General features: G+C 38.1%; 17 protein-coding genes and 2 riboswitches. Of the genes, 13 read left to right on the forward strand and 4 right to left on the reverse strand.

The genetic code is table 11. The features are described 5' to 3' along the window. Window positions 1-32 precede the first annotated feature (32 nt). Window positions 33-135: riboswitch (TPP riboswitch) on the forward strand. 62 nt (window positions 136-197) lie between these two features. The 4 genes from thiT to polX all read left to right on the forward strand — a co-directional run bounded on the left by thiT (window position 198) and on the right by polX (window position 6,738). Next, complete coding sequence (gene thiT / locus THEBR_RS01080; RefSeq protein WP_003868682.1) at window positions 198-836, forward strand: energy-coupled thiamine transporter ThiT; 639 nt, start codon at window positions 198-200, stop codon at window positions 834-836. A 246-nt stretch (window positions 837-1,082) separates the two neighbouring features. Beyond that, the gene (locus tag THEBR_RS01085) at window positions 1,083-1,619 is read left to right on the forward strand and encodes a phosphatase PAP2 family protein (protein ID WP_009052152.1); all 537 of its coding nucleotides are present in this window, start codon (window positions 1,083-1,085) and stop codon (window positions 1,617-1,619) included. Window positions 1,620-1,682: 63 nt separating this feature from the next. Next, window positions 1,683-1,845, forward strand: a riboswitch (M-box (ykoK) riboswitch). Window positions 1,846-2,225: 380 nt separating this feature from the next. Then, a complete protein-coding gene (mgtA, locus tag THEBR_RS01090; RefSeq protein ID WP_012268925.1) occupies window positions 2,226-4,913 on the forward strand; it encodes a magnesium-translocating P-type ATPase in 2,688 nt (895 codons plus the stop codon). A 94-nt stretch (window positions 4,914-5,007) separates the two neighbouring features. Continuing rightward, window positions 5,008-6,738, forward strand: coding sequence for a DNA polymerase/3'-5' exonuclease PolX (gene polX / locus THEBR_RS01095; protein WP_012268926.1), 1,731 nt, complete (start codon window positions 5,008-5,010; stop codon window positions 6,736-6,738). Window positions 6,739-6,900: 162 nt separating this feature from the next. On the opposite strand, the gene gltA is transcribed toward polX, so the two are convergent. The 4 genes from gltA to THEBR_RS01115 form a co-directional block, all read right to left on the reverse strand. After that, window positions 6,901-8,301, reverse strand: a complete 1,401-nt coding sequence (gene gltA / locus THEBR_RS01100; RefSeq protein WP_003868129.1) for an NADPH-dependent glutamate synthase — start codon at window positions 8,299-8,301, stop codon at window positions 6,901-6,903. Next, on the reverse strand, window positions 8,288-9,166 hold the full coding sequence (locus tag THEBR_RS01105) for a sulfide/dihydroorotate dehydrogenase-like FAD/NAD-binding protein (protein ID WP_009610935.1): 879 nt from the start codon (window positions 9,164-9,166) through the stop codon (window positions 8,288-8,290). Before THEBR_RS01105 ends, gltA begins: the two co-directional genes overlap by 14 nt. 199 nt (window positions 9,167-9,365) lie before the next feature. Next, entirely contained in the window at window positions 9,366-10,424 is a 1,059-nt protein-coding gene (locus tag THEBR_RS01110; RefSeq protein WP_041589967.1) for an NADP-dependent isopropanol dehydrogenase, read from the reverse strand. Window positions 10,425-10,938: 514 nt separating this feature from the next. Further along, window positions 10,939-11,982 (reverse strand): IS30 family transposase, encoded by a 1,044-nt coding sequence (locus THEBR_RS01115; RefSeq protein WP_011025138.1) that lies wholly within the window; start codon window positions 11,980-11,982, stop codon window positions 10,939-10,941. A gap of 215 nt (window positions 11,983-12,197) precedes the next feature. Here THEBR_RS01115 and THEBR_RS01120 point away from each other — a divergent pair, with 215 nt between their 5' ends. The 9 genes from THEBR_RS01120 (at window position 12,198) to carB (ending at window position 25,613) form a co-directional block, all read left to right on the forward strand. Beyond that, the gene (locus THEBR_RS01120) at window positions 12,198-13,409 is read left to right on the forward strand and encodes an iron-containing alcohol dehydrogenase (RefSeq protein WP_013570770.1); all 1,212 of its coding nucleotides are present in this window, start codon (window positions 12,198-12,200) and stop codon (window positions 13,407-13,409) included. Between the two features lie 271 nt (window positions 13,410-13,680). Continuing rightward, window positions 13,681-15,408, forward strand: coding sequence for a [Fe-Fe] hydrogenase large subunit C-terminal domain-containing protein (locus tag THEBR_RS01125; protein ID WP_013570771.1), 1,728 nt, complete (start codon window positions 13,681-13,683; stop codon window positions 15,406-15,408). Continuing rightward, window positions 15,405-16,583 (forward strand): PP2C family protein-serine/threonine phosphatase, encoded by a 1,179-nt coding sequence (locus tag THEBR_RS01130; protein WP_003868134.1) that lies wholly within the window; start codon window positions 15,405-15,407, stop codon window positions 16,581-16,583. Before THEBR_RS01125 ends, THEBR_RS01130 begins: the two co-directional genes overlap by 4 nt. A gap of 384 nt (window positions 16,584-16,967) precedes the next feature. Further along, window positions 16,968-18,002 carry an N-acetyl-gamma-glutamyl-phosphate reductase gene (gene argC / locus THEBR_RS01140; protein ID WP_012268930.1) on the forward strand — a complete coding sequence of 345 codons (1,035 nt, stop codon included), beginning with the start codon at window positions 16,968-16,970 and terminating at the stop codon, window positions 18,000-18,002. A gap of 46 nt (window positions 18,003-18,048) precedes the next feature. Further along, entirely contained in the window at window positions 18,049-19,269 is a 1,221-nt protein-coding gene (gene argJ / locus THEBR_RS01145; protein ID WP_012268931.1) for a bifunctional glutamate N-acetyltransferase/amino-acid acetyltransferase ArgJ, read from the forward strand. Further along, window positions 19,266-20,165 (forward strand): acetylglutamate kinase, encoded by a 900-nt coding sequence (gene argB, locus THEBR_RS01150; RefSeq protein WP_012268932.1) that lies wholly within the window; start codon window positions 19,266-19,268, stop codon window positions 20,163-20,165. The genes argJ and argB overlap by 4 nt, the downstream gene beginning before the upstream one ends. Continuing rightward, window positions 20,152-21,336 carry an acetylornithine transaminase gene (locus THEBR_RS01155; RefSeq protein WP_012268933.1) on the forward strand — a complete coding sequence of 395 codons (1,185 nt, stop codon included), beginning with the start codon at window positions 20,152-20,154 and terminating at the stop codon, window positions 21,334-21,336. The genes argB and THEBR_RS01155 overlap by 14 nt, the downstream gene beginning before the upstream one ends. A gap of 1 nt (window position 21,337) precedes the next feature. Continuing rightward, window positions 21,338-22,408, forward strand: a complete 1,071-nt coding sequence (gene carA / locus THEBR_RS01160; protein ID WP_012268934.1) for a glutamine-hydrolyzing carbamoyl-phosphate synthase small subunit — start codon at window positions 21,338-21,340, stop codon at window positions 22,406-22,408. Next, window positions 22,395-25,613: a carbamoyl-phosphate synthase (glutamine-hydrolyzing) large subunit gene (gene carB, locus THEBR_RS01165; RefSeq protein ID WP_012268935.1), complete on the forward strand. Its 3,219-nt coding sequence runs from the start codon at window positions 22,395-22,397 to the stop codon at window positions 25,611-25,613. Before carA ends, carB begins: the two co-directional genes overlap by 14 nt. Window positions 25,614-25,626 lie beyond the last annotated feature (13 nt).

Raw genomic sequence — 25,626 nt, forward strand, 5'->3', positions numbered from 1 at the left:
TGATAAAGTAAAAGAGAAAATAAAATAGAGGTTATGTCCGCTGGGGGAGCCTTAACGGCTGAGATGGCATTGATGCCAAACCCTTGGAACCTGATGAGGGTAATGCCTCCGTAGGGAATGCGGCTCAAAAATACCGCATTTCGCGGTATTTTTTTCAGCGAACATAGCCTCCTTGAAAAATGGAGGTGTTTTTGTTTATGTCCTACCTTTTAAGTATTTTTTCTGATTTTGCTCAAATAAAACCAGTGACTTTATCGGTTATATTAGCAATTTTATTGGCAGCTTTTCTTTTATATCTGATGCGAAAAAGTGTCAAATTTGACACAAAAATGCTTGTCTACGGAGCACTTTCAATCGCTATTTCTTTCGTGCTGTCTTATATAAGATTTTATCACTGGCCTCAAGGTGGTTCTATTACACCTGCCAGCATGTTGCCGCTTTTTATCTTTGCCTATTATTATGGACCAGGTCCTGGTGTGATTGTAGGAATGGCGTATGGATTTTTACAACTTATTCAAGACCCATTTATTGTCCAATGGGTGCAAGTACTTCTCGACTATCCTTTGGCCTTCGGTGCTTTAGGACTTGCTGGCTTTTTTAGAAAAAACCTAAGTTTGGGAATTTTAGTCGGTGGATTTGGACGATTTTTCTCTCACTTTTTATCGGGAGTGTTCTTTTTTGCAAGCTATGCACCAGAAGGAATGAGCCCTATAGTTTATTCACTTTTAGTCAATGGAAGCATAATAGGTGTAGAAGTGGCAATATGTTTTGCGGTTTCACTAATTCCTCAAGTTAGAAATGCTATTGAAGAAATTAAAAAGAAAGCAATTGCTTAAAGGGGTATTTCCCCTTTTTATTTTTTGCAGTGGATAGCTGAAATAATGGTATAATATATGGTATAATATTATGTAAGAAAAAATTTAACGCAGAATTAACATTGATACCTGACAAACCTGAGGATATGAAAGAAAGAAGGGAATAATTGATTTATAAAAATTCTGCTGATAGAGTGTGTGAAATTGTGCTGAAAAATTTCGATAAAAGCATTAGTGAAATGAGATTGTAGGGAGGGGATTTTGCTGATGCAAATAAAAAGAGTGCTTCTTGACAAAGACAAAAACATTTTTTTCTATATAAACGAAAGAATAAAATGTAATATATTGGACAAAATAATGCCTAAAATAACTCATATAGGCGGTCCTTTTTTTACAATATTTTCTTGCTTGTTTTTAATTTTTTTTGGAAAAAACGATGTAAAAGCCTCTGCTGTAGAAGCTTTAACTGCACTTGTAAGCAGCCATTTGTTTGTTCAACTTTTAAAAAGAAAATATACAAGACCAAGGCCTTATATGGTATTAGCTAATACAAACACTTTTAAACATCTTTTAAAGGATTATTCTTTTCCTTCTGGTCATGCTACTGCCAGTTTTTCACTTGCTATGACTTTTTCAATATTTTTTCCAAGCCTTGCAGTATTCTTTATTTCACTGGCGGTACTTGTGGGACTTTCGAGGATATATATGGGACTGCATTATCCTTCAGATGTATTAATGGGCTCAACGATAGGTATTACTTTTTCTTATCTAACCCATTTTATAGGTACAAAGTTGTTTTTGTAAAAAATTTTTCAAAATAGATTGACAAATTGTAAATAGAAGAATATAATGTAGAAGGACACAAGTTAATACAATCGTTAGGTGAGGCTCCTATACAGATACACGCTGCTGCCCGGAAACATCGAGAGATGCTAACGGGTCAACAAGTATTACCGAATTAAGGTTTTACTTAATGCAGCTGGAGGATGCTCCAAAGCTGTATAGTGCCAAAGCTCAACGAATTGAAATGTCTAAAAACCTCTTTCATTCGTTGAGAGGTTTTTTAATTTGCTAAAAAACGGAGGTGAGAAGAATGGACGGTGGAGGTAGTAGTAAAAGCTACAAAGGTATATGTAATGTGACATTAAAGAAGGATGGGCAAAGTTTGAGGCCACGTCCATTCTTCTCACAGGTGGCTTTTCTATAAATTTTGCTCTTCGTAGGATTGCCCATTTATCCCTTCTTTTGATGTCCTATTACATATACCTCCAAAACAATTCTCAGACTAACTCCATTTAATTCCATCGTCTAAATGCGAAAGTTTTTTACAAAAAAACAAATACTGTAACTGGAAGGTTGCAGTAGACACGGCAGCCTTAGTCTATTATTGTGTTTTGGAGGTGTATGGGAATGATCAAAATCGCAAAGAAAAATGGCTTCACAGATTCGATACTCACACAATTAATTGAGTTTGCTAGAAAAGATGTTGATGAAATTTTAGCACAATTAGGTACAGATAGAGAAGGACTGACTTCTGAGGAAGCGCAAGACAGGCTTGAAATGTATGGGTTAAATGAGATAGCCCATGAAAAACCGGCTCCATGGTATATTCAATTGATTAAAGCTTTTGTAAATCCCTTTATAGGTATATTGGTATTTTTAGCAATTGTATCATATATAACGGATGTACTTTTTACTGCACCTCAAGACAGAGATTGGAGCACGATAATTATTATTTCTATAATGGTAACGGTTAGTGGACTACTTCGTTTTGTTCAAGAGTACCGTTCTAATGTGGAAGCTGAAAAACTAAAAGCTCTTGTCTATACAACAGCTGCAGTTATTCGCAAAGATACAGGTGAAAAAGAGATAAAAATAGAGGAAATAGTGCCGGGTGACATAATACATTTGGCAGCAGGTGACATGGTACCTGCGGATGTTAGGGTTATTACTTCTAAAGACTTGTTTATAAACCAAGCAACTTTGACGGGAGAATCCGAACCTGTGGAGAAATATCCAGATTTAAAAGAAGAAAAAAGAAAAGCTAAGGATTTAAACCTTTCAGATTTAGAAAATATATGTTTTATGGGTACTAATGTAGTAAGTGGTTCTGCAATTGCTGTAGTTCTTTCAACAGGTGACCGTACTTATTTTGGTTCAATGGCAAAATCCCTTGTAGGGCATAGAGTGATGACAAGTTTTGAAAGAGGAATTAACAATGTAAGTAAAGTGCTCATCAAGTTTATGACAGTGATGTTTCCAATTGTTTTTGTTATAAATGGTCTTACAAAGGGTAATTGGTTGGATGCATTGCTTTTTGCCTTAGCTGTAGCTGTTGGACTTACTCCCGAAATGCTTCCAATGATAGTCACTACCAACCTTGCTAAAGGTGCTGTGACAATGGCAAAGCGCAAAACAATTGTCAAAAGATTAGATGCTATACAAAATTTTGGAGCAATGGATGTACTTTGTACTGATAAAACTGGTACTTTGACGTTAAATAAAATAGTTGTAGAAAAACATCTTGACATACATGGGAATGAAGATGACAGAGTTTTAAGGCATGCGTATCTGAACAGTTTTTATCAAACGGGCTTAAGAAACTTAATGGATGTAGCCATTTTAGAGTATGGAGCTGAAAAGGGTTTTAATGGATTGGAGAAAATATATAAAAAAGTTGATGAGATACCCTTTGATTTTGTAAGGCGCAGAATGTCCGTAGTTTTAGAGAGCGAGGGTGGAAAAAGGCAGCTGGTGACTAAAGGTGCCGTTGAAGAGGTTCTTTCTATCTGTGAATATGCTGAGTACAAAGGCGAAGTAGTTCCTTTGACAGATGAAATACGCCAAGAAGTAAGAGAAATGGTAAAAAGACTAAATGAAGATGGAATGAGGGTGCTTGCCGTAGCTCAAAAAAATGATGTTCCACCAGAGGGAGTTTTCAGTGTAGCAGATGAAAGTAAGATGGTTCTCATGGGTTATATAGGTTTTCTCGATCCGCCAAAAGAATCTGCACCTTATGCGATAAAAGCATTGAAAGAGCATGGCGTAGATGTAAAAATTCTCACTGGTGACAATGAAATAGTGACAAAGAAGATCTGTAAAGAAGTGGGGATTAATGTAGAGAATGTTTTGTTGGGAAATGAAATAGAGAATATGACAGATGAAGAATTAGCAGAAGTAGCGGAAAAAACGACAATTTTTGCAAAACTTTCTCCTATGCAAAAATCGAAAATAATAAAGACTTTACAAAATAAAGGCCACATTGTTGGATATATGGGAGATGGAATTAATGATGCTCCTGCCTTAAGAGAAGCAGACGTTGGAATTTCAGTTGACTCTGCAGTAGATATCGCTAAAGAATCTGCGGATATAATACTTTTGGAAAAAAGTCTTACAGTATTAGAAGAAGGAGTTGTGGAAGGGCGCAGAATTTTTGGTAATATCATGAAATACATTGCAATTACATCGAGCTCTAATTTTGGTAATGTATTTTCAGTTTTAGTAGCAAGTGCATTTTTACCTTTTTTGCCAATGCATCCATTGCAACTACTCTTCCTTAACTTGATTTATGATTTATCAATGACATCAGTGCCTTGGGATACAGTGGATAAAGAATATATACAAAAGCCAAGAAAATGGGATGCCGCAAATATAGGCAATTTCATGGTATGGTTTGGACCTACAAGTTCAATTTTTGATATTACAACTTATGCTTTGATGTTTTTCTTGATTGGTCCAATAGTTATAGGTGGCTCTTACTTCCTGTTGCCTGAAGTGCTTAAACAGAATTTTGTTTCGCTCTTCCAAACAGGCTGGTTTGTGGAAAGCTTATGGACACAAACAATGGTAGTTCACATGCTTAGGACCGAAAAGATTCCGTTTATACAAAGCATTGCTTCATGGCCGCTATTACTTTTTACCTCGGCAGCTGTTACAGTAGGAACAATTGTGCCATTTACTTCTTTTGGTGCGAAACTTGGAATGATGCCTCTACCGGGAATATACTTCTTGTTCTTGGCAGCTACGCTTCTTGCATACTTGACTTTGGCACAATCCGTTAAAATGAGATTTATAAAAAGATTTGGAAGCTTGCTGTAATTAGAGAGGAAAGAGAGGTTTTATCTCCTCTCTTTTTCATTTTTTCTGTGGTATAATGTACTAAGGATTTTGTGTGTTAAAGGGGAAATGTAAAATGGATAAAAAGGAAATTGCCAATATTTTAAACGATATAGGTTTATTGCTAGAGCTTAAAGGGGAAAATCCTTTTAAATCGAGAGCTTATTATAATGCTGCAAGGACAATAGAGCTATTGGAGGAAGATATAGAAACTCTTGTCAAAGAAGACAGGTTAAAAGAGATAAAGGGAATAGGGGAAGCAATTAATAAAAAGATTACAGAGCTGGTTTTAACGGGTAAAATGGAATATTATGAGAATTTAAAAGCATCTATTCCTGAAGGGCTTGTTGAAATGCTTAAAATTCCCGGACTTGGTCCGAAAAAGATAAAGATTATATACGAAAAATTGAATATCACCACAATTAGAGAATTGGAGTACGCTTGTATAGAGAATAGATTGGTAGACCTTCCGGGGTTTGGGGTAAAGACTCAAAAGAAAATTTTTGAAGGGATACAGTTTGTGAAACAATTTAGCGGTCAGCATTTATTTGCAGAAGTTTACACAGAAGCGCTTAAATTAAAGGAATATTTAGATATGACTAAAACTGCATTAGTGACGGAAATTGCAGGAAGTTTGCGAAGGAAAAAAGAGATAGTAAAAGATATTGATATTTTGGCTTCAGCATCAGATTCCTCAAAGGTTATGGAAGCCTTTGTAAATTACCAAGATGTAAGGGAAGTTATAGCAAAAGGAGATACAAAAACCAGTGTCACTTTAAAGTCGGGTATAAATACAGATTTAAGAGTTGTAACGGAAAAAGAATTTCCTTATGCACTTCATCATTTCACAGGCAGCAAAGAGCACAATACTGCAATGAGGCATAGGGCGAAGCAAATGGGTATCAAAATGAACGAGTACGGCCTTTTTAAAGGAGACAAACTTATAGAATGTAAAAGCGAAGAGGAGATATTTAATAAATTAGGACTTTTATATATTCCTCCGGAATTAAGAGAAAACATGGGAGAGATAGAAGCGGCAGAAAAAGGTGAGCTTCCGAAATTAATAGAAGAAAAAGATATAAAGGGAGTTTTCCACGTTCATACGACTTACAGCGATGGGGCTAATACCCTGGTAGAAATGGTAGAGGCGGCGAGAAAATTGGGGTATAAGTATATAGGCATCACAGACCACAGCAAATCTGCTTTTTATGCAGGAGGTCTTAAAGAAGAAGACTTAGTAAGGCAATGGGAGGAAATAGAGGAGTTAAATAAAAAATATAACGATATAGTCATTTTCAAAGGGATAGAGTCTGATATACTGCCTGACGGTTCTTTAGATTATGGAGAGGAGATATTAAAGCAATTTGAATTTGTGATTGCATCCATCCATTCTCATTTCAGGATGAGTAAAGAAGATATGACAAAAAGAATGATAAAGGCCATAGAAAATAAATATACAACTATAATAGGGCATGTTACAGGGAGGCTTCTTTTAGCGAGAGACAGTTATGAAATAGATATATATGAAGTTATAGAAGCAGCAGCCCATTATGGCAAGATAATTGAGATAAACGCAAACCCTTATAGGCTTGATTTAGACTGGCGATATGTAAAACATGCAAAAGAAAAAGGGGTAAAACTTGCGATATGCCCTGATGCCCACAGCATAGAAGGCTTAAATGATGTAAAGTATGGGGTAGGAATTGCCAGAAAAGGCTGGTTGGAGGCAAAAGACGTAATAAACACTTATGAAGTTCATGAAATCTGTGGCTCTTTGTTTTTTCAAAAGATGCAAAATAGGAGGTAGCTTTTATTAATAGATGCAAGCAACAAAATTTTAAAAACGATTGCTGAACAGGAAATAAATGAGCAGGCAAAAGATAAATTCATAAATAAAAGAGACGATAGCTGGATGTATATCCTTCCACAGCACCGACTGCTATCGCCTCTTTAGTTTACCGAAAAATGTTTACCGCCATTTTTTGTTTTGTAGGTATTCATGGATGGAGCGAGCTGCTTTTTTTCCGGCACCCATGGCCAAAATTACAGTAGCTGAACCCGTTACAATATCGCCTCCAGCCCATACCCCTTCTCTGGAAGTCCTTCCCTCCTCATCGACAGCGATATAACCGTGTTTTGTAAGTTCTAAGCCTTCAGTGGTCTTTGTGAGGAGGGGATTAGGGCCAGTACCTATGGCGATTACTACCGTATTAACATCCATGATAAATTCAGAACCCGTTATAGGAACTGGACGGCGACGACCCGAAGCGTCAGGTTCTCCAAGTTCCATGCGGATACACTCAATACCTTTGACCCAACCATTTTCGTTACCTATTATTCTCACTGGATTTGTGAGGAAATCAAATATAATACCTTCCTCTTTAGCGTTCTCGAATTCTTCTTTTCTTGCGGGCATTTCTTCTTCAGAACGGCGATACACAATATGAACTTCGTCAGCTCCCATTCTTAGAGCAGACCTGGCTGCATCCATAGCTACATTGCCACCCCCTATTACTGCTACTTTTTTGCCTACCTTTATGGGGGTGTCAGTGTTGGGAAAAGAATAGGCTTTCATCAGGTTTATCCTGGTTAGAAACTCGTTGGCTGAATACACACCCAGGTAGTTTTCACCAGGTATGCCCATAAATTTCGGGAGGCCAGCTCCAGTGCCGATAAAGACAGCCTCATACCCCATTTCAAAAAGGTCGTCTATCGTCAGAACTTTGCCCATAACCATGTTGGTTTTAATTTCTACGCCCAGCTGTTGTATAAACTTTACTTCTTGTTCCACTATAATTTTCGGTAGCCTGAATTCAGGAATACCGTATACCAGTACGCCACCGGGTTTGTGAAGAGCTTCAAAGATCGTTACATCGTAGCCGAGTTTAGCCAAATCTCCTGCACAGGTGAGACCGGCGGGCCCGGAACCGATGATGGCCACTTTTTTACCAAGCTTTTTAGGAATTACCGGGGGACGGATGCCTTTGGCTCTTTCCCAGTCTGCTGCAAACCGTTCTAGGCGACCTATGGCCACAGGTTCACCTACTTTGCCCAAAACACAGTTTTTCTCGCATTGCGTTTCTTGTGGACAGACTCTGCCACATATGGCGGGCAAGCTGTTGGTTTCCTTTATAATCTTTATAGCTCCTTCAAAATCTCTTTCTGCAATACGCTTTATAAACTGGGGAATTTGTACCTGAACGGGGCACCCTTCAACACATCCTGGTTTTTTACACTGAAGACACCTCTGGGCTTCACTTACTGCCTCCTCTTCCGAATAGCCCAAAGCTACTTCGTTAAAATTACGCCTGCGGACTTCAGGCTTTTGGGTAGGCATGGGTGTTTTCTTTTTGCTTCTATTTAACGGCATCTTTATCAGCTCCTTCTATTTTGTTGATTAATTTGCACTCATGAACTTCATTAAATCTTTCGAGGGAAATTTTTTCTTCCTCTTTATAAGTGGCCAATCTTTTTATTAGTTCATCGAAATCTACTTTATGGCCGTCGAAAGCCGGACCATCAACGCAAGCAAATTTGATTTCTCCGTCTACGGTGACACGGCACCCACCGCACATGCCTGTGCCGTCTACCATTATGGGATTAAGGCTCACCATCGTGGGTATGCCATAAGGCTTGGTAATTTCGCTTCCTATTTTCATCAAAATCGGGGGACCTATGATAATAATCTCATCAAATTTTTCACCTTGTTCTAAAAGCTCTTTAAGTACTACTGTGACAAACCCATGGCGGCCTTTTGAGCCGTCGTCGGTGCAGATATACATCCTGTCACTTACAGCTTTTATCTCTTCTTCCAAGATTAGCAATTCAGCTGTCCTAGCACCTATAATAGAAACTACTTCTACCCCCTGTTGATGAAGCATTTTGAGTTTAGGATAAAGTGGAGCAATACCAAGGCCTCCGCCTATTCCTAAAACTTTCTTGTGATTAGGAAACTCCACCGGCACACCTAAAGGCCCAACAAAGTCCTGGATATAGTCTCCAGCTTCTAGAGTTCCTAATTCCCGTGTGGTTTTACCTACTTCTTGGAATACTATTGTGACAGTGCCATTTTCTGAATTGTAATCTGCAATGGTAAGAGGAATTCTTTCTCCTCCTTCTTTTATCCTTAGCATAACGAATTGGCCTGGCCTTGCTTTTTTGGCTACTAGTGGTGCCTCTATTACAAACAACTTGATGGAAGGTGCCAATTCTCTTTTTTCTAAAATTTTGAACATGATAATCCTCCTTCTTCTTTTATTTAATAGTTGTTTATTTACTTCGATGATGTTATCAAGTGTTAATGGTGTAAAAATGTTAAGAAAATAACTATTTTTTGTTATTTTTTTACCAAGAGTTTACTGGCCGATGTGTCATATAAAAAAACCAGTGTATTTAGCCTTATTAGCATAAAAATGGGGGACTAAGTCCCCATTTTTATGCTAATATTACAACAGGTTTGATTAGGTCTTTTGGTTTGTCTTTCATCAACATAAAGGCTTTTTCAATATTGTCAAATCCCCGGAAAACGTGAGTGACGAGCTTAGAAGGATCGACACGCTTATAAAAAACAAGGTCAATCAGTCTTTCCATTCTTAGACGTCCACCGGGGCATAGCCCGCCTTTTATAGTTTTATGAGCCATGCCGCAACCCCATTCAAGACGAGGAACAGGCAAAACCTCTCCTTCGCCAAAATAATTTACATTAGCGATGGTGCCACCAGGTTTAACAATCTTAACTGCTGTAGCCATAATGTCAGCATTTCCTCCAGCGATGATGGCAGCATCGACACCTTTGCCTTCAGTTAGATTCATAATCTGACTTTCGATAGGACCATCTTTATAGTTTACAATATCAGTAGCTCCATAGTATTTTGCAGCATCTACACAAACTGGTCTACTGCCTACGGCAATAATTCTTCCGGCTCCACGCAATTTGGCACCAGCGACTGCCATAAGACCTACTGGGCCAATACCCAAAACTGCTACCGTCGCACCTAATTCTATATCTGCCAGTTCAGCTCCGTGAAAACCAGTGGTCATCATATCGGGAATCATAACTGCAGCTTCCAATGGAATTTCTTTAGGCAGATGTGCTAAATTCATATCAGCATCATTCACATGAAAAAATTCACCAAAAACACCATCTTTTACATTCGAAAATTTCCAGCCTGCCAGCATTCCACCGGAGTGCTGGTGATATCCTCTTTGTACTTCAGAGGTCCGCCAATCAGGGGTAATAGCTGGCACAACAACGCGATCACCAGGTTTAAAATCTTTTACCTCACTACCTACTTCAACTACTTCACCTACAGCTTCGTGACCGAGTATCATGTTATGTCTTTCGCCAATGGCGCCTTCAAAAACGGTATGAATGTCCGAAGTGCAAGGGGCCACAGCTAGAGGTCTTACAATAGCATCAAATGGGCCAGGAGCAGGCTTTTCCTTCTCAATCCAGCCAACTTTACCGATACTGAGCATTGCAAAACCTTTCATCATTAAAACACCTCCTAAAATACTGGGTAAGTCATTAATGTGAAAACTAGCTTACGCGATGATTGTTAAATTTTTTGCAATAATATAATAGCACATAGTTAAAAATTTATCAATAATTTATTCGGACATAGTTTAAAATTTCGTAGGGTTTTTTTAAGTAAAAAAGAACTAGAGAAATCTCTTGTGATAAAATAGCATTTGCAAAAAACAAGATCACAGAAAGGGGTTGTCTATTGTTCAAAATCTAGAAAGCATCATACACAATTTGCAGTATTTATTTGTCAAGCAAAAAATACTCCAAATTTCAGTTGAAATTTTTTTATAAATTGCAATATTAAATGCAACACCTAATGAAAATCATGTAGATATAGGATTTGGAACAAATCATATATAACCTTAAGCCCATCTTAGTTAACAAGTTGAGCGAAGGTCGTGATTTGTCAAGGGTTAAAGTCAGGCGAAGCCTGCCCCTTGACAAATCACGAACGAGCTCTAAACTTTATAATGGATGGGCTTAACAGATTTTTGCCAGCTCTTCATAAAAGTATTCCTTAGGCGTTTTGTAATTTAACAATTTTCGTGGAAGGTTATTAAGCCAGTTTTCTACTCTCTTTATCGTATCTATAGATAAATCTTTAATACTTTTACCTTTAGGGATGAAACGTCGTATAAGACCGTTATGTCGTTCATTTGTAGCTCTTTCCCAAGATGAATATGGATGTGTATAATATACTTCTACGCCATATTCTAAAAGAGCACTTTCTAAATCACTAAACTCTGTACCATTATCAGATGTTATTGTTTTAAAGACCTTGCTTAAATTGTCACCAAACATATCTTTTAATTTTGATAATGCATCTTTAACAGATTTATTGTCTTTTGCATCTAATAAGAATATTATTTCATGGCGAGTCTTACGCTCTATTAATGTTAAAAGGACCTTGTCATTAGATTTCTTGCCAATTAACGTATCTATTTCCCAATGCCCAAAAACTTCACGGCTTTCAACTTCTTTAGGCCTAAAATCAATACTTTTACCCATAATACGTTTATTTTTACGATTTTGTTTCTTTCTTGGTTTTAAACGTAGTTTTAAAGGTAAATCAATGTTTTTAACTTTTAATAATCCTCTATCTATATAGTTGTACAGTGTTTTAGTACAAACAATAGTTTTATTATTCCAGCTTGGGTCTTTTTTACAATAGCCTACAACTGCATCTGGTGACCATTTTTCATTTAATATTTTATTTTCAGCATATTTCAAAAAATCTTCTGCTTTAGCTACTTTAAATTTAGCTCCGCAATTTGAGCGATTTTTTTCGTAGATAGCTTGACCGGTTTCAGGAAAATAGCTTGTATAAGAAGATAAATCACTTCTAAGTTGTGTAGTAGTTCCACGTTTAATTTCACGGCTTATAGTGCTTGGAGATCGATTAAGTTTTTTAGCAATATACCGAATACTTCTTCCTTCTTTGAGTAATGCATAGATTTCTCCTCGTTCATAGCTACTTAAGTGTTTAAAAGAACGCTTTTTTGTGGTATCATTATTATGAACCATAGTGAAAATCCTCCTTGTATGATGTTTAGTTGACACCTATATCATACACGATTTTCACTATGGTTTCTATTCTTTTATCTGTTGCATTTAATTATACAACTAACCGTTGAAATTTTTTTCTTGGCTCTAAAAATAAATCAAAAGTTTAATATTGATTATTTTTTAACAAAATGCTATAATTAGATTGATATAAATTTTACAAGGAGGTAATTGAAATGTGGGAAACTAAAATAAATCCCACCAGGATTTTTGAACTTCGGTGCAAGAATACAACTTATTTTGGAGTAGGTAGTATAAAGAAGATAGAAGACATTCTAGAAGTTCTAAAACATAAGGGTATCGATAATGTCATTTTTGTAACCGGAAAGAATTCATACAAAGTTAGTGGAGCTTGGGATGTGATAGAACCGGCTCTAAATACACTCGGCTTTAAATATTCACTTTATGACAAGGTCGGACCTAATCCTACTGTTGATATGGTCGATGAAGCGGCCAAATTCGGCCGGGAAACTGGGGCGAAGGCTGTTATTGGCATTGGTGGTGGAAGCCCTATAGATACTGCAAAAAGTGTGGCTGTACTGTTAGAATATACTGATAAAAATGCAAGAGAACTTTATGAACTGAAATTCACGCCCGAAAAAGCTGCTCCTATTATAGCTATAAATCTTACTCATGGTACTGGTACGGAAGTAGACCGATTTGCAGTAGCTACAATTCCAGAAAAAAATTATAAGCCTGCAATAGCTTATGAGTGCCTCTATCCTATGTATGCTATAGATGATCCTGCTCTCATGATAAAGCTTGATAAAAAACAGACAATAGCTGTTACTATAGATGCTTTAAATCACGTTACCGAAGCTGCCACTACTCTTGTGACATCACCTTACAGTATTCTATTGGCGAAAGAGGCAGTGAGGTTGATAGTTCGTTACCTCCCTGTTGCTGTAAATGACCCTGAAAACCTTGTGGCTAGATATTATTTGCTTTATGCTTCTGCTATAGCTGGTATTTCTTTTGACAATGGTCTCTTGCACCTTACTCATGCACTGGAGCACCCACTAAGTGCAGTAAAACCTGAGATTGCCCACGGTCTTGGGCTTGGTGCTATACTGCCTGCAGTGGTAAAGACTATTTATCCTGCTGTTGCAGAGGTGTTAGCTGACATATACAGCCCTATCGTGCCTGGACTAAAAGGACTGCCTGCTGAAGCAGAATATGTAGCTAAAAAAGTCGAAGAATGGCTCTTCAATGTAGGATGTACTCAAAAACTTTCAGACTTTGGATTTACAAAAGATGATGTTCCAACCCTAGTAAAGCTTGCTAAAACGACACCTTCTCTCGATGGATTACTTTCTATTGCACCAGTGGAAGCCACTGAAACTGTTATTGCCAAGATTTATGAAGAATCTCTTAACCCAATCTCTTAACCCATAGCCAAAGGCTATTCTGATACAAAGTGCCAAAAGGTTCAACAATTTAAAAAAACCCCACTTTTAGCCAATACAAAAAGTGGGGTTTTCATCTTTATGTATTTAATTATTGCAAAAAACACAAAAGTAAAGATTTTATAATTGGATATGAGGGTGTGTCAAAGGAGTAATGATTAAGGTTGCCGATAAATATTTCACTTCTGTGACGCGCCGGAGGTGGCGAGGATTTAGAAGCTATAAAAAATAGTAAATGGGAGGAGGATTGATTTTGGATGTAATCAGTGTATCTAAGGCAAACTGCAAAAATTGCTACCGGTGCGTTAGGCATTGTCCTGTCAAAGCTATAAAAGTAGTCGGCGGTCAGGCGGAAGTTGTGGATAGCTTATGTATATACTGTGGAAGGTGTGTCATCGAATGCCCCCAGAATGCCAAGAAAATACGGAACGACCTACATGCAGTAAAAGAATTCATAAATGCCGGTGAAAAGGTTGTAGCCTCCATAGCTCCTTCTTACCCTGCTGTCTTTGACGTAACTTCTCCTCAGGAGATGTTTTCCATACTGAAGGCCCTAGGGTTTTATGGAGCTGAGGAAACAGCGGTGGGAGCTGAAATGGTATCTATGGAGTACCAGCATTTGATCAAAAAGGGGCAGAAGGGTCCCATTATAACCACGGCTTGCCCGGTTGTAAAAAATCTGGTAGAGAAATATTATCCAGGACTTATAAGGAATCTAGCTCCGGTGGTTTCCCCGATGGTTGCTCATGCAAGGTCATTGAAGCAAAGATATGGGTTGGACATTAAAGTTGTTTTTATAGGTCCCTGCATTGCCAAAAAAGCTGAAGCCCTAGATAGAAGCGTTTTAGGGAACGTAGATGCAGTACTAACTTTTCAAGAATTGGCCGATTGGATAGATGAGAAAGCTTCCGCGGTAGCTGGAGTAGACTTTGGAGAGCGAGAAAATGTATTAGAACCTTTTATTGCTAGGAGTTATCCCTTGCCAGGGGGGCTTTTAAAGACTTCTTCAATGGAGGATGACCTTTTGTCCCGAGAGGTCGTAGTCGTAGACGGCATGGAGGACTGCATGGAACTTTTAGATGCCCTGGAGCGCGGAAGCGTAAGCGGCCGGCTCTTTGAGATGATGGCGTGCAGGGGCGGCTGTATCAATGGGCCCTCGATGCCGTGTGACAGTTCCCTTTATGAAAGAAGGGAAAGGTTGCTTTCATTTATAGAAAATAATCAACAGCAGCAGGGATATGAGGATATAAAGGCTTCTGCGGCGGGTATTGACCTCAGGAGGTCTTTCGAGCCGAAGGCCTTTAAAGCGCCTAGGCCAACCGAATCAGAGATAAGAGAAATACTGGCTTCAATAGGCAAAACGACTCCAGAAAAGGAACTGAACTGCGGGGCATGCGGATATCCTTCCTGCCGCAAAAAAGCCGAGGCCGTCTACCGGGGAATGGCGGAGCCGGACATGTGTATCCCCTACATGAGGTCCAGGGCCGAATCTCTGGCCAACCTGATCATAGACCACACCCCGAACGGCATCATTTTGGTAGACAGTAATTTGAATATAAAGGAAATAAACAGAGCGGCGGAAAAAATGTTCGGTGTTGAAAAGGAACAGGTCCAGGGGAAGCCCCTTTCCACCGTCATCGACGACAGGGATTTTGCCTGGGTACTGGCCAATAAAACTAACCTGCAGGATAAAAAGGTGAACTATCCCCGGAATTTTTTAACTACCCTCCAGACTATATGCTATATCGAGGAAGAGGACCTGGTACTGGCGATTATTCAGGATATTACCGAACAGGAAAAGCAGAGGATGGAACTGGAAAGGGTGAGAGAGGAGACCCTGGAGAAGGCCCAGGAAGTAATAAACAGGCAGATGTGCGTGGCCCAGGAAATAGCGGGACTACTTGGAGAGACGACGGCGGAGAGCAAGATGCTGCTCCTTAAGCTTATAGAACTGGTTAAAGGCAGGGAAGAAGAAAAGTGAAGGTCTTTGCTGAAGTGTTCACCAAAAGCCTTACCAAAAAAGGAGAAGAGCTGTGCGGGGACAGCGTTGAGGTTATGCAATCCGAAGACGGCATAATTGCCGTAATGGCCGATGGCCTGGGGAGCGGGGTAAAGGCCAGTATACTTTCCACTCTTACCGTAAGGATTGCTTCTACCATGATAAAAAACAGAGCTTCCATAGAAGAAGTGGTCAGGACCCTGATTAATACTCTCCCAGTGTGCCGCGTCCGGCAGCTTGCTTACTCCACTTTTTCCATTCTCGAGATTAACGATGACGGAGAGGGAAGGCTTTTTGAATTTGATAATCCACCTGTGATCTACATCCGGGACGGAAGGGTTCTTAAGCTACCTTACAGGGAACTGAGGGTGGAAGAGAGGAGGATTCTGGAGTACCGGTTTGAAGCCTTTCCGGGGGATAAAATATTCCTGGTAAGCGACGGAGTCATTCACGCAGGGGTGGGAGGTGTCCTGAACCTGGGATGGCAGTGGCCTAATGTGGCCGAATACCTGCAGAGGCTTGACAGAAGTGGATGCTTCGTGTCGGAAATGGTGGACCAGCTGATCAAAACGTGTAGCCACCTTTATTCCGGTAATCCGGGGGACGATACCACGGTCGTGGGAGTAGGTTTAAGAAAGTCGGAGCTGATCACGGTACTAGTTGGGCCCCCTGAAGATAGGTCAAAGGATACAGAAGTCGTGAAAAAACTTATCGACAGCGAAGGCAAAAAGGTGGTCTGTGGAGGTACTACTGCAAATATTGTTTCTAGGGAAACTGGAAGGAAAGTAGTCACAAATATGGACTATGCCGACCCGGCTATACCTCCCGTCGGTAGCATAGAGGGAATAGACCTCGTAACCGAAGGTTTGATAACTTTAAGCAGGTGTGTCGAGATACTGAGAAATTTTGTAAACACGTATTCCTTTTCTCCCCACTTCTTGGACGATATAAGGAAAAAGAAAGACGGAGCTTCAATGCTGGCAGACCTGCTTGTCAATCGCTCCACCCACATCCGATTTCTGGTGGGGCGAGCGGTCAATCCCGCCCACCGGAATGCATACCTGCCGGAAGGCGTAAGCGACAAGCTCAAGATAGTAGAGGAACTGGCCCAAATCCTGAAAAAATGCGGCAAGAGGGTGTATATAGAGCTTTATTAGATGAAAAAGAGGCATTGGCTGCTCAAGCCGCTTTTTATATTTTTGCTGTTTTTGAGACATTTAAAAAGGATTTCACACATTTTAATTATACCAGACAGAAGGGAGGCAGCCTCTACTCTTTTTATTGTATTTTCTTCTTCAATGTTTTTGCAATTATTCTCCAAGTGGTAAATATGTCTATACCTATTCAAGAAATTTTTTTGAAAAACTCTTGAAAAAAATTTTTATGGTGGTATAATGTAAAATAAAAGTTGCATAATTATAAATTAAATATTGTATTTATACAGCAAAGAATATTTTTTTAACACTTTATGCATAAATATAAATTAAAACGTATATATATTAATTGGCGATAAAGGATGTAAACAAGGGAGGCAGTTTTAAATGGTGAAGGTAGGAATATTTGGGGCAACGGGTTATACAGGGGTCGAACTTATAAGAATACTTTCAAAGCATGAAAAAGTAGAGATAAAATATCTTTCTTCTCAAAGTTATAATACCAAAGCAATTTCGGATGTTTATTCATCCCTCATTGGTTTTTGCGACAAAGTGTTGGAAGAGGTAGACTTCCAAAAGGCAATGTCAGAGTGCGATGTCATATTTACGGCTTTGCCTTCAGGTCATGCTTCAAAAATCGCCAGAGAAGCTGTAAAAAAAGGAGTAAAGGTGATTGACTTAGGAGCTGACTTTAGATTTGACGATTATTCTGTCTATAAAGAATGGTATAGTGGAGATTATGAGGATTATGGAGATATTAAAAGAGTATATGGTATCCCTGAAATTTATAGAGATGACATAAAAGAGGCTCAAGTTGTAGGAAATCCTGGATGTTATCCTACAAGTGTTATATTAGGGCTTATGCCTCTTTTGAAAAATGGCATAATAGAGGGGAATATAATTGTTGATTCAAAGTCAGGAGTATCAGGGGCAGGTCACAATCCCTCCTATAACAATATGTATGCAGAATGCAATGAAAACATAAAAGCGTATAATGTTGCAAAACACCGACATATTCCAGAGATGGAGCAAGAGCTTTCAAAAATTTTTGGTGAAAAAGTGTCAGTTGTGTTTACACCCCACCTTGCGCCAATGACAAGAGGAATTTTAAGTACTATGTATTGCAAACTAAAAAAAGATATGGATGTAAACACTGTTTATAATATTTATACTGATTTTTATAAAAATGAGTATTTTGTAAAAGTGCTAAAACCAGGCAATTACCCTGCAACAAAAAATGTGTATGGGTCGAATTTTTGTCACATAGGGTTTGAAGTTGATAAGCATACTAATACTTTAATAGTTATGTCTGCCATTGATAATCTCGTTAAAGGGGCCTCAGGCCAGGCAGTGCAAAATATGAATATTATGTTTGGAATAGAGGAAAATACAGCACTTGATATTGTTCCAATATATCCATAGATAAAAGATAAAAACAAAAATAAAAAAGGATGTGGAGGATTTGATAATGGAAAAATTGGAGATTTTAGAAGGAAGCATTGAACTGCCGAAAGGCTTTTTAGCTTCGGGAATCTTTGCCGGGATTAAGAAAAGAAAAAAAGATGTCGCACTCATATATTCTGAAAAAGTGGCAAATGCATCAGCTGTATTTACAACGAATAAAGTTAAAGCGGCACCAGTCATTCTTGATATGGAAAGAATAAAAAAAGGAGTAGCACAGGCGATTGTTATAAACAGTGGCAATGCCAATGCCTGCACAGGAGAAAAAGGTTTTGAGGATGCGGTTAACATGGCAAAAAAAGTGTCACAACTTCTTAAAATAGATGAAGAAAATGTGCTGGTATGTTCGACAGGAGTGATTGGTGTACCTCTTCCTATGGAAAAAGTTTTAAAAGGGATTGAGGCTGCGGCAGAAAATCTTTCAACCGAGGGTGGGTACCAAGCGGCTGAAGCTATAATGACAACAGATACTTTTTTAAAAGGTGTGACAGCCAAGTTTGTAATAGAAGGTAAAATTGTTACAATGACAGGGTTTGCAAAAGGCTCAGGTATGATACATCCAAATATGGCCACAATGCTTTCTTTTGTACTTACAGACGCGAATATAACTAAAACTGCATTAAACAAAGCTTTTAAAGAAACTGTAGACAAAACTTATAACATGATTTCTGTTGATGGAGATATGAGCACAAATGATACAGCGATAATACTTGCAAATGGGGAAGCGCAAAACAAAACAATAGAAGAGGGGACTCATGAATTTGATATATTTTATAGAGCCTTAGAGCATGTGAATAAAATTCTTGCAAAACTTATTGTGAAGGATGGGGAAGGAGCAACTAAGTTCATGGAAGTAAATATTGTAAATGCAAAAACTGAAAAAGATGCAAGATTAGCTGCAAAGTCTATTGTAAACTCAAATCTTGTAAAGACAGCTATATTCGGTGAAGATGCCAACTGGGGAAGGATTCTCGCGGCAGTGGGATATTCAGGAGCAGATTTTGACGCAAGTAGAGTTGACATATATTTAAAAAGCATGAAAGGAGAAATTAAAGTTTGTGAAAACGGAGGTTACATCTTTTTTGATGAGGCTTTAGCCAAAGAAATTTTAAAAGAAAAAGAGATTACTGTAACCGTAGATATGAAGGCCGGGGAATATAGCGGAACTGCATGGGGGTGCGACTTAAGCTATGACTATGTAAAAATTAACGGGAGTTATAGAACATGATTAGAAGGCAAAAATATGGCGACGAAATCGCAAAAGCCCAGGTTTTAATAGAAGCACTCCCATACATTAAAAAGTTCTCCGGCAAGACAGTTGTAATAAAATACGGTGGAAGTGCAATGTTAGACTGCAATTTAAAAAGAATGGTGATGCAGGACATTGTATTGATGAAATTTGTAGGATTAAATCCTATAGTTGTACATGGCGGTGGACCAGAAATAAATAAGATGCTGGAGAGGCTAGGTATAGAATCAAAGTTTGTAAATGGCTTGAGGGTTACCGACGAGGCCACGATGGAGATTGTTGAAATGGTGCTGACAGGTCGTATCAACAAAGAAATTGTATCCTTGATCAATGAACTAGGGGGCCAGGCGATTGGCGTAAGCGGGAAAGATGGGAGACTTTTAAAGGCGGAAAAAGACACCTCAAACGGCGACATAGGATACGTAGGAAAAATTGTAGATGTAAACATAGATGTAATAACAATGATGCTGGAAAAAGGATATATACCTGTTATTGCACCGACATCTTTCGGAGATGACGGCAAAACATACAATGTGAATGCAGATACTGCCGCGGGGAAAATTGCAGAAGCATTAAAGGCTGAAAAGCTAATTTTACTTACAGATGTCGAAGGAATTCTATCAAATATAAACGATAAAAGCAGCCTAATATCCCGAATGGACTTAGAGCATGCAAAAGAATTTATGAATTCGGGACGCATAAACGGTGGGATGATACCAAAACTTGAATGTTGCATAAAAGCTGTTGAAAATGGTGTAAAAAGAGCTCACATCATTGACGGAAGGCTTACACATTCACTACTTCTTGAAATTTTTACTGATGAAGGCATAGGTACTATGATAGGAAAGGAATGTTTTGACGATGATAACCTTTGAGGATAAGAAATATCTAATGAATACTTATAGCAGATACCCTATTACCTTGGTAGAGGGAAAAGGGACAAAAGTATGGGATGACAAAGGAAATGTCTATCTGGATTTTATTGCAGGTATTGCAGTAAATTCACTGGGGCACTGTCATCCAGCATTAGTTAATGCTCTAAAGAATCAATCTGAAAAACTTATACACTGTTCTAATCTTTATTGGAATGAGAATCAAATAGAACTTGCAAAGATAATTGCGGAAAATTCATTTGGAGGCAAAGTATTTTTTGCAAATAGTGGCGCAGAAGCAAATGAAGGTGCTATAAAACTTGCTAGAAAATATGCATCATTAAAGCACGGTGATAAAAGGCATAAGGTTATATCTGCCAAAAATTCTTTTCATGGAAGAACTTTTGGGGCATTGACAGCGACAGGCCAAGAAAAGTATCACAAGGGTTTTGGACCACTTCTTTCTGGTTTTAAATATGTACCTTTTAATGATATTGACGCTCTTTATGAAGCAATTGATGATGAAGTGTGTGCAATTATGCTGGAAGTAGTGCAAGGCGAAGGTGGTATCCATGAAGCTACACCGGAGTATATAAAGGCAGTAAGAGAAATATGTGACGAAAATGACATCCTCTTTATAATAGACGAAGTTCAGACAGGTATAGGAAGGACGGGAAAACTTTTTGGATATGAACATTACGGCATAACTCCTGACATTATGACTTTGGCAAAGGGATTGGGAGGAGGCTTCCCAATAGGAGCTATTGTCGCAAAAGAAGATAAATCAGTTTTTTCACCAGGAGACCATGCCTCCACATTTGGCGGAAATCCTTTAGCTTGTGCTGCAGGGATTGCGGTTATGAAAGAAATAACAAAGGAAGGTTTTCTAGATAGTGTGGCTCAAAAAGGTGAGTATTTCAAGGGAAAACTTGAAAGTTTAAAGGAGAAACACAGTGTCATAAAAGAGGTGAGAGGGAAAGGACTTATGATAGGCTGCGAAATGGATATGGAAGAGGCTTCGGATATTGTGACAAAGGCGATGGGAAAAGGCTTACTTATAAATTGTATCAGTCACAATGTCTTAAGGTTTGTTCCTCCTCTTACTGTGACAGAAGAGGAAATAGATACTGCAATAATAATACTGGATGATGTATTTTGTGAAATGGGGTTTTAGTATGAAAGGTTATTTAAAGCTTGAGGATGGAAGCATATTTGAAGGCAAGTTAATAAGCAAAAACAAAAAAGGATATGGAGAAGTTGTTTTTACTACAGGGATGACAGGCTATCAAGAAGCTATAACGGATCCTTCCTATGCAGGCCAAATAGTTGTCATGACATATCCTTTAATAGGAAATTATGGTATTAACAAATACGACTTTCAATCAGAAAAACCTCATATAAGGGGGTTTGTGATACGGGAATATTGTGATAAGCCTAGTAATTTCCAGAGTGAGAAGTCGCTTTTGAGCTATCTTGATGAGCACAACATACCGGTATTATCAGGTGTTGATACAAGAGCTTTGACAAAAAAACTTAGAGAAAATGGAACTATGAGAGGAATTATAACTTCTAACGCTGACGACAACATAGAATTTGACCAAACAAATCTTTTAGAAGAAGTTTCTACAAAAAGGTCATACCGTATAGCGGGCATTGGTCCAAAACTTGCCTTTATTGACCTTGGCACAAAAAAGAGTATTTTAAAAATGCTAAATTCAGTTGGATTTGACATTTATGTGTTTCCTTACAATGCAAGTTATGATGATGTTATGCAAATAAATCCCGATGCAATATTTCTTTCAAATGGACCGGGTGACCCTAAAGATGCAGTTTATGCAATAGAACTTACTAAACACTTTATAGGTATAAAACCTGTGTTGGGGATATGCCTAGGTCATCAGATAATAGCGCTCGCTCTTGGATGCAATACAGTAAAAATGAAATTCGGCCACAGAGGTGCAAATCAACCTGTTAAAGATTTGCTGACAAATAAAGACTATATAACTTCTCAAAACCACGGATACGCTGTTGAAGAGGAATCAATAGATAAAGACAAGATAACTGTTACCCATATAAACTTAAACGATGGAACAGTAGAAGGCATTATGCATAAGTTTCTGCCAGTTTTTTCTGTACAATATCATCCTGAGGCATGTCCTGGACCCCGTGATTCAACAGATATTTTTGATAAATTCATGGATATAGTCATGGTTTACAAAAGGAGGTCTTATTTTGCCGAAGTATAAGGATATTAATAAGGTTCTGGTAATAGGCTCAGGCCCTATTATAATAGGGCAAGCCGCAGAGTTTGATTATTCAGGAACCCAAGCCTGCAAATCCTTAAAAGAAGAAGGCGTACAAGTTGTCCTGGTAAACAACAATCCAGCTACCATAATGACTGACACTGATATAGCAGATATTGTTTATATTGAAAATCCTACTGTTTCTGTAGTTGAAAAAATAATAGCAAAAGAAAGGCCGGAGGGGATACTTGCCACATTAGGAGGACAGACAGGGCTCAACCTTGCTGTCAAACTCAAAGAAGAGGGTATTTTAGACAAATACAATGTAAAACTTTTGGGAACTTCTTTTGAATCAATAAAAACTGCAGAAGATAGAGAGCTTTTTAAAAGAAAAATGCAGGAAATAGGGGAACCAGTCGCTGAAAGTGTCACCGTCACAAATATAGAGGATGCACTTAAATTTGCTAAAAATTACGGTTATCCTTTGATAATAAGGCCTGCGTATACCCTCGGAGGTACAGGTGGTGGTATAGCCCACAATGACGAAGAACTTATTTCAATTGTAGATTTAGGCCTTAAAAAGAGCATGGTGGGAGAAGTACTTGTTGAAAAATCATTATATGGATGGAAAGAAATAGAGTTTGAAGTAATGAGGGATGCTGCTGATAATTGCATTACGATTTGCAGCATGGAAAATTTTGATCCTGTGGGTGTTCATACTGGAGACAGTATAGTCGTAGCACCAACTCAAACTTTGTCAGACTATGAATATCAAATGTTAAGAAGTGCAAGCATTAAAATAATCAAGGCTTTAAAAATTGAGGGAGGATGTAATATCCAATTTGCTCTTGACCCTAAAAGCCACAAATACTATGTTATAGAAGTAAACCCAAGGGTTAGCCGTTCAAGCGCACTGGCATCAAAAGCGACAGGATATCCTATTGCAAAGATTGCTGCAAAAATTGCAATAGGGCTTAGGCTTGATGAAATAAAAAATCCTGTAACAGGTAAAACAACTGCATTTTTTGAACCTGCACTGGATTATGTTGTAACAAAAATACCGAGATGGCCTTTCGACAAATTTTATACTACTGATAGAAAAATAGGCACACAAATGAAGGCGACAGGGGAAGTAATGGCAATAGAAAGGTCTTTTGAAGCCTCCCTCTTGAAGGCCGTAAGGTCATTAGAGATAAAAGCTTATGGTCTTCGATTAAACAATGTAAAAGCGATGAAAACAGAAGAAATATTAAAAGGAATATCAGTTCCTAATGATATGAGGCTGTTTTATATAGCAGAGGCTCTTCGCCGCGATATAGATATTGATTATATAAACGAGGTTACAAAAATAGACAAATGGTTTTTAAACAAGCTTTTAAATATTGTAAATATGGAAAGAGAAGTAGAAAAAAGCGAATTAAGTGAAGGAATTCTTAAAAAAGCGAAGAGAATGGGATTTTCAGATAGAGAGATTGCAACGATAAAGGGAATTAAAGAAGAAGATGTGAGAATGTTGAGAAAACAACATGGCATATATCCTTCCTATAAAATGGTAGATACCTGTGCAGCAGAGTTTGAGTCCGTCACACAATATATATATTCAACTTATGGTGAAGAAGATGAGGTTGAAATCCATGATATGCCAAAAGTAATTGTAATAGGCTCTGGACCCATAAGAATTGGACAGGGAATTGAATTTGATTATTGTTCTGTTAAAGCATTGTGGGCTTTAAGAGAGGCCGGAATTAAATCTATCATAATAAACAACAATCCTGAAACTGTCAGCACAGACTTTGACACAGGAGACAGGTTGTACTTTGAGCCTATTACATTGGAGGATGTTTTAAACATATATGAAAAAGAAAAACCACTTGGTGTAATGGTAATGTTTGGCGGCCAGACAGCAATAAATCTTACAGAAGGGTTAGTCAAAAACAGAGTAAAAATATTAGGCACATCGTATGAAAGCATTGACATAAGTGAAGACAGGGAAAAGTTCTCAAAACTTTTAAGAGAGTTAAACATCAATCAACCTAAAGGCGATTATGCATTGACAGTAGAAGATGCAAAAGATATTGCGCTAAAACTTGGTTTTCCACTTCTTATAAGACCCTCCTATGTTATAGGCGGTCAGTCCATGGAAAAAGTTAACACACTTCAAGAGATTATTGACTATGTTTCAAATGCAACTCAAGTATCTCCCGGCAGGCCTATCTTAATAGATAAATATATAGATGGACGAGAAGTAGAAGTTGACGCAGTGTCAGATGGTGAGTGTGTATTAATACCCGGAATAATGGAGCACATAGAAAGAGCTGGAGTGCATTCAGGAGATAGTTTTTCAATATATCCTGCAAGAAATTTGTCCGAACGGGAGATAAACACTATTATCGAATATACAGAGAGGATTTCAAAAGCTTTAAATGTAAAAGGACTTATAAATATTCAATTTGCTGTAAAAGAAGGTACTGTATACGTGTTAGAAGTAAATCCCAGAGCTTCACGTACTGTACCTATTATGAGCAAAGCAACAGGTGTACCTATGGTGAAACTGGCAGTGGAAGTGGCCTTGGGCAAAAAGCTAAAAGAATTAGGATATAAAAGCGGTTTATGGCCGCAGACCCCATATACGGTTGTAAAAGCTCCTGTATTTTCTATGGAAAAATTGACAGATGCTGAGGTTTCATTAGGTCCTGAAATGAAATCAACGGGAGAAATAATGGGTATAGATTTAAGCTATGAAGGGGCTCTTTACAAAGCCTTAGAAGGAGCGGGTCTTAAAATACCTAAAAAAGGGAAAATACTTCTTTCGATAGCGGAAAGAGATTTTCAAGAAGTGCCCTCTTTGGTTGAAAAATTGCAGAGTTTAGGGTATGAGATATATGCCACATATAGGACAGGTAAATATTTGAGTTTGATGGGCATTCATGTAAATGTGATATCTCTTGATAATGCAATAAAATTACTGAAGGATGGATATTTTGATGCGGTAATAAATACACCGACAAAAGGCAAAAAACCTGATAATACAGGATTTAAACTGAGAAGGACAGCGGTAGAATACAGAATTCCTCTATTTACCTCTATGGATACTATAAAGGCGGCATTAAATGCTGTAGCAAAAGTAAATGTGAATGGTTTGTCTATTTTATCTATAAACGAATATGAAGAAATACAAAAAGATAATGTCAAAAATTTGGTTTTGTAAGGAGTGTTTAAAA

The organism is Thermoanaerobacter brockii subsp. finnii Ako-1 (assembly GCF_000175295.2).
Taxonomy (GTDB): Bacteria; Bacillota; Thermoanaerobacteria; order Thermoanaerobacterales; family Thermoanaerobacteraceae; genus Thermoanaerobacter; species Thermoanaerobacter pseudethanolicus.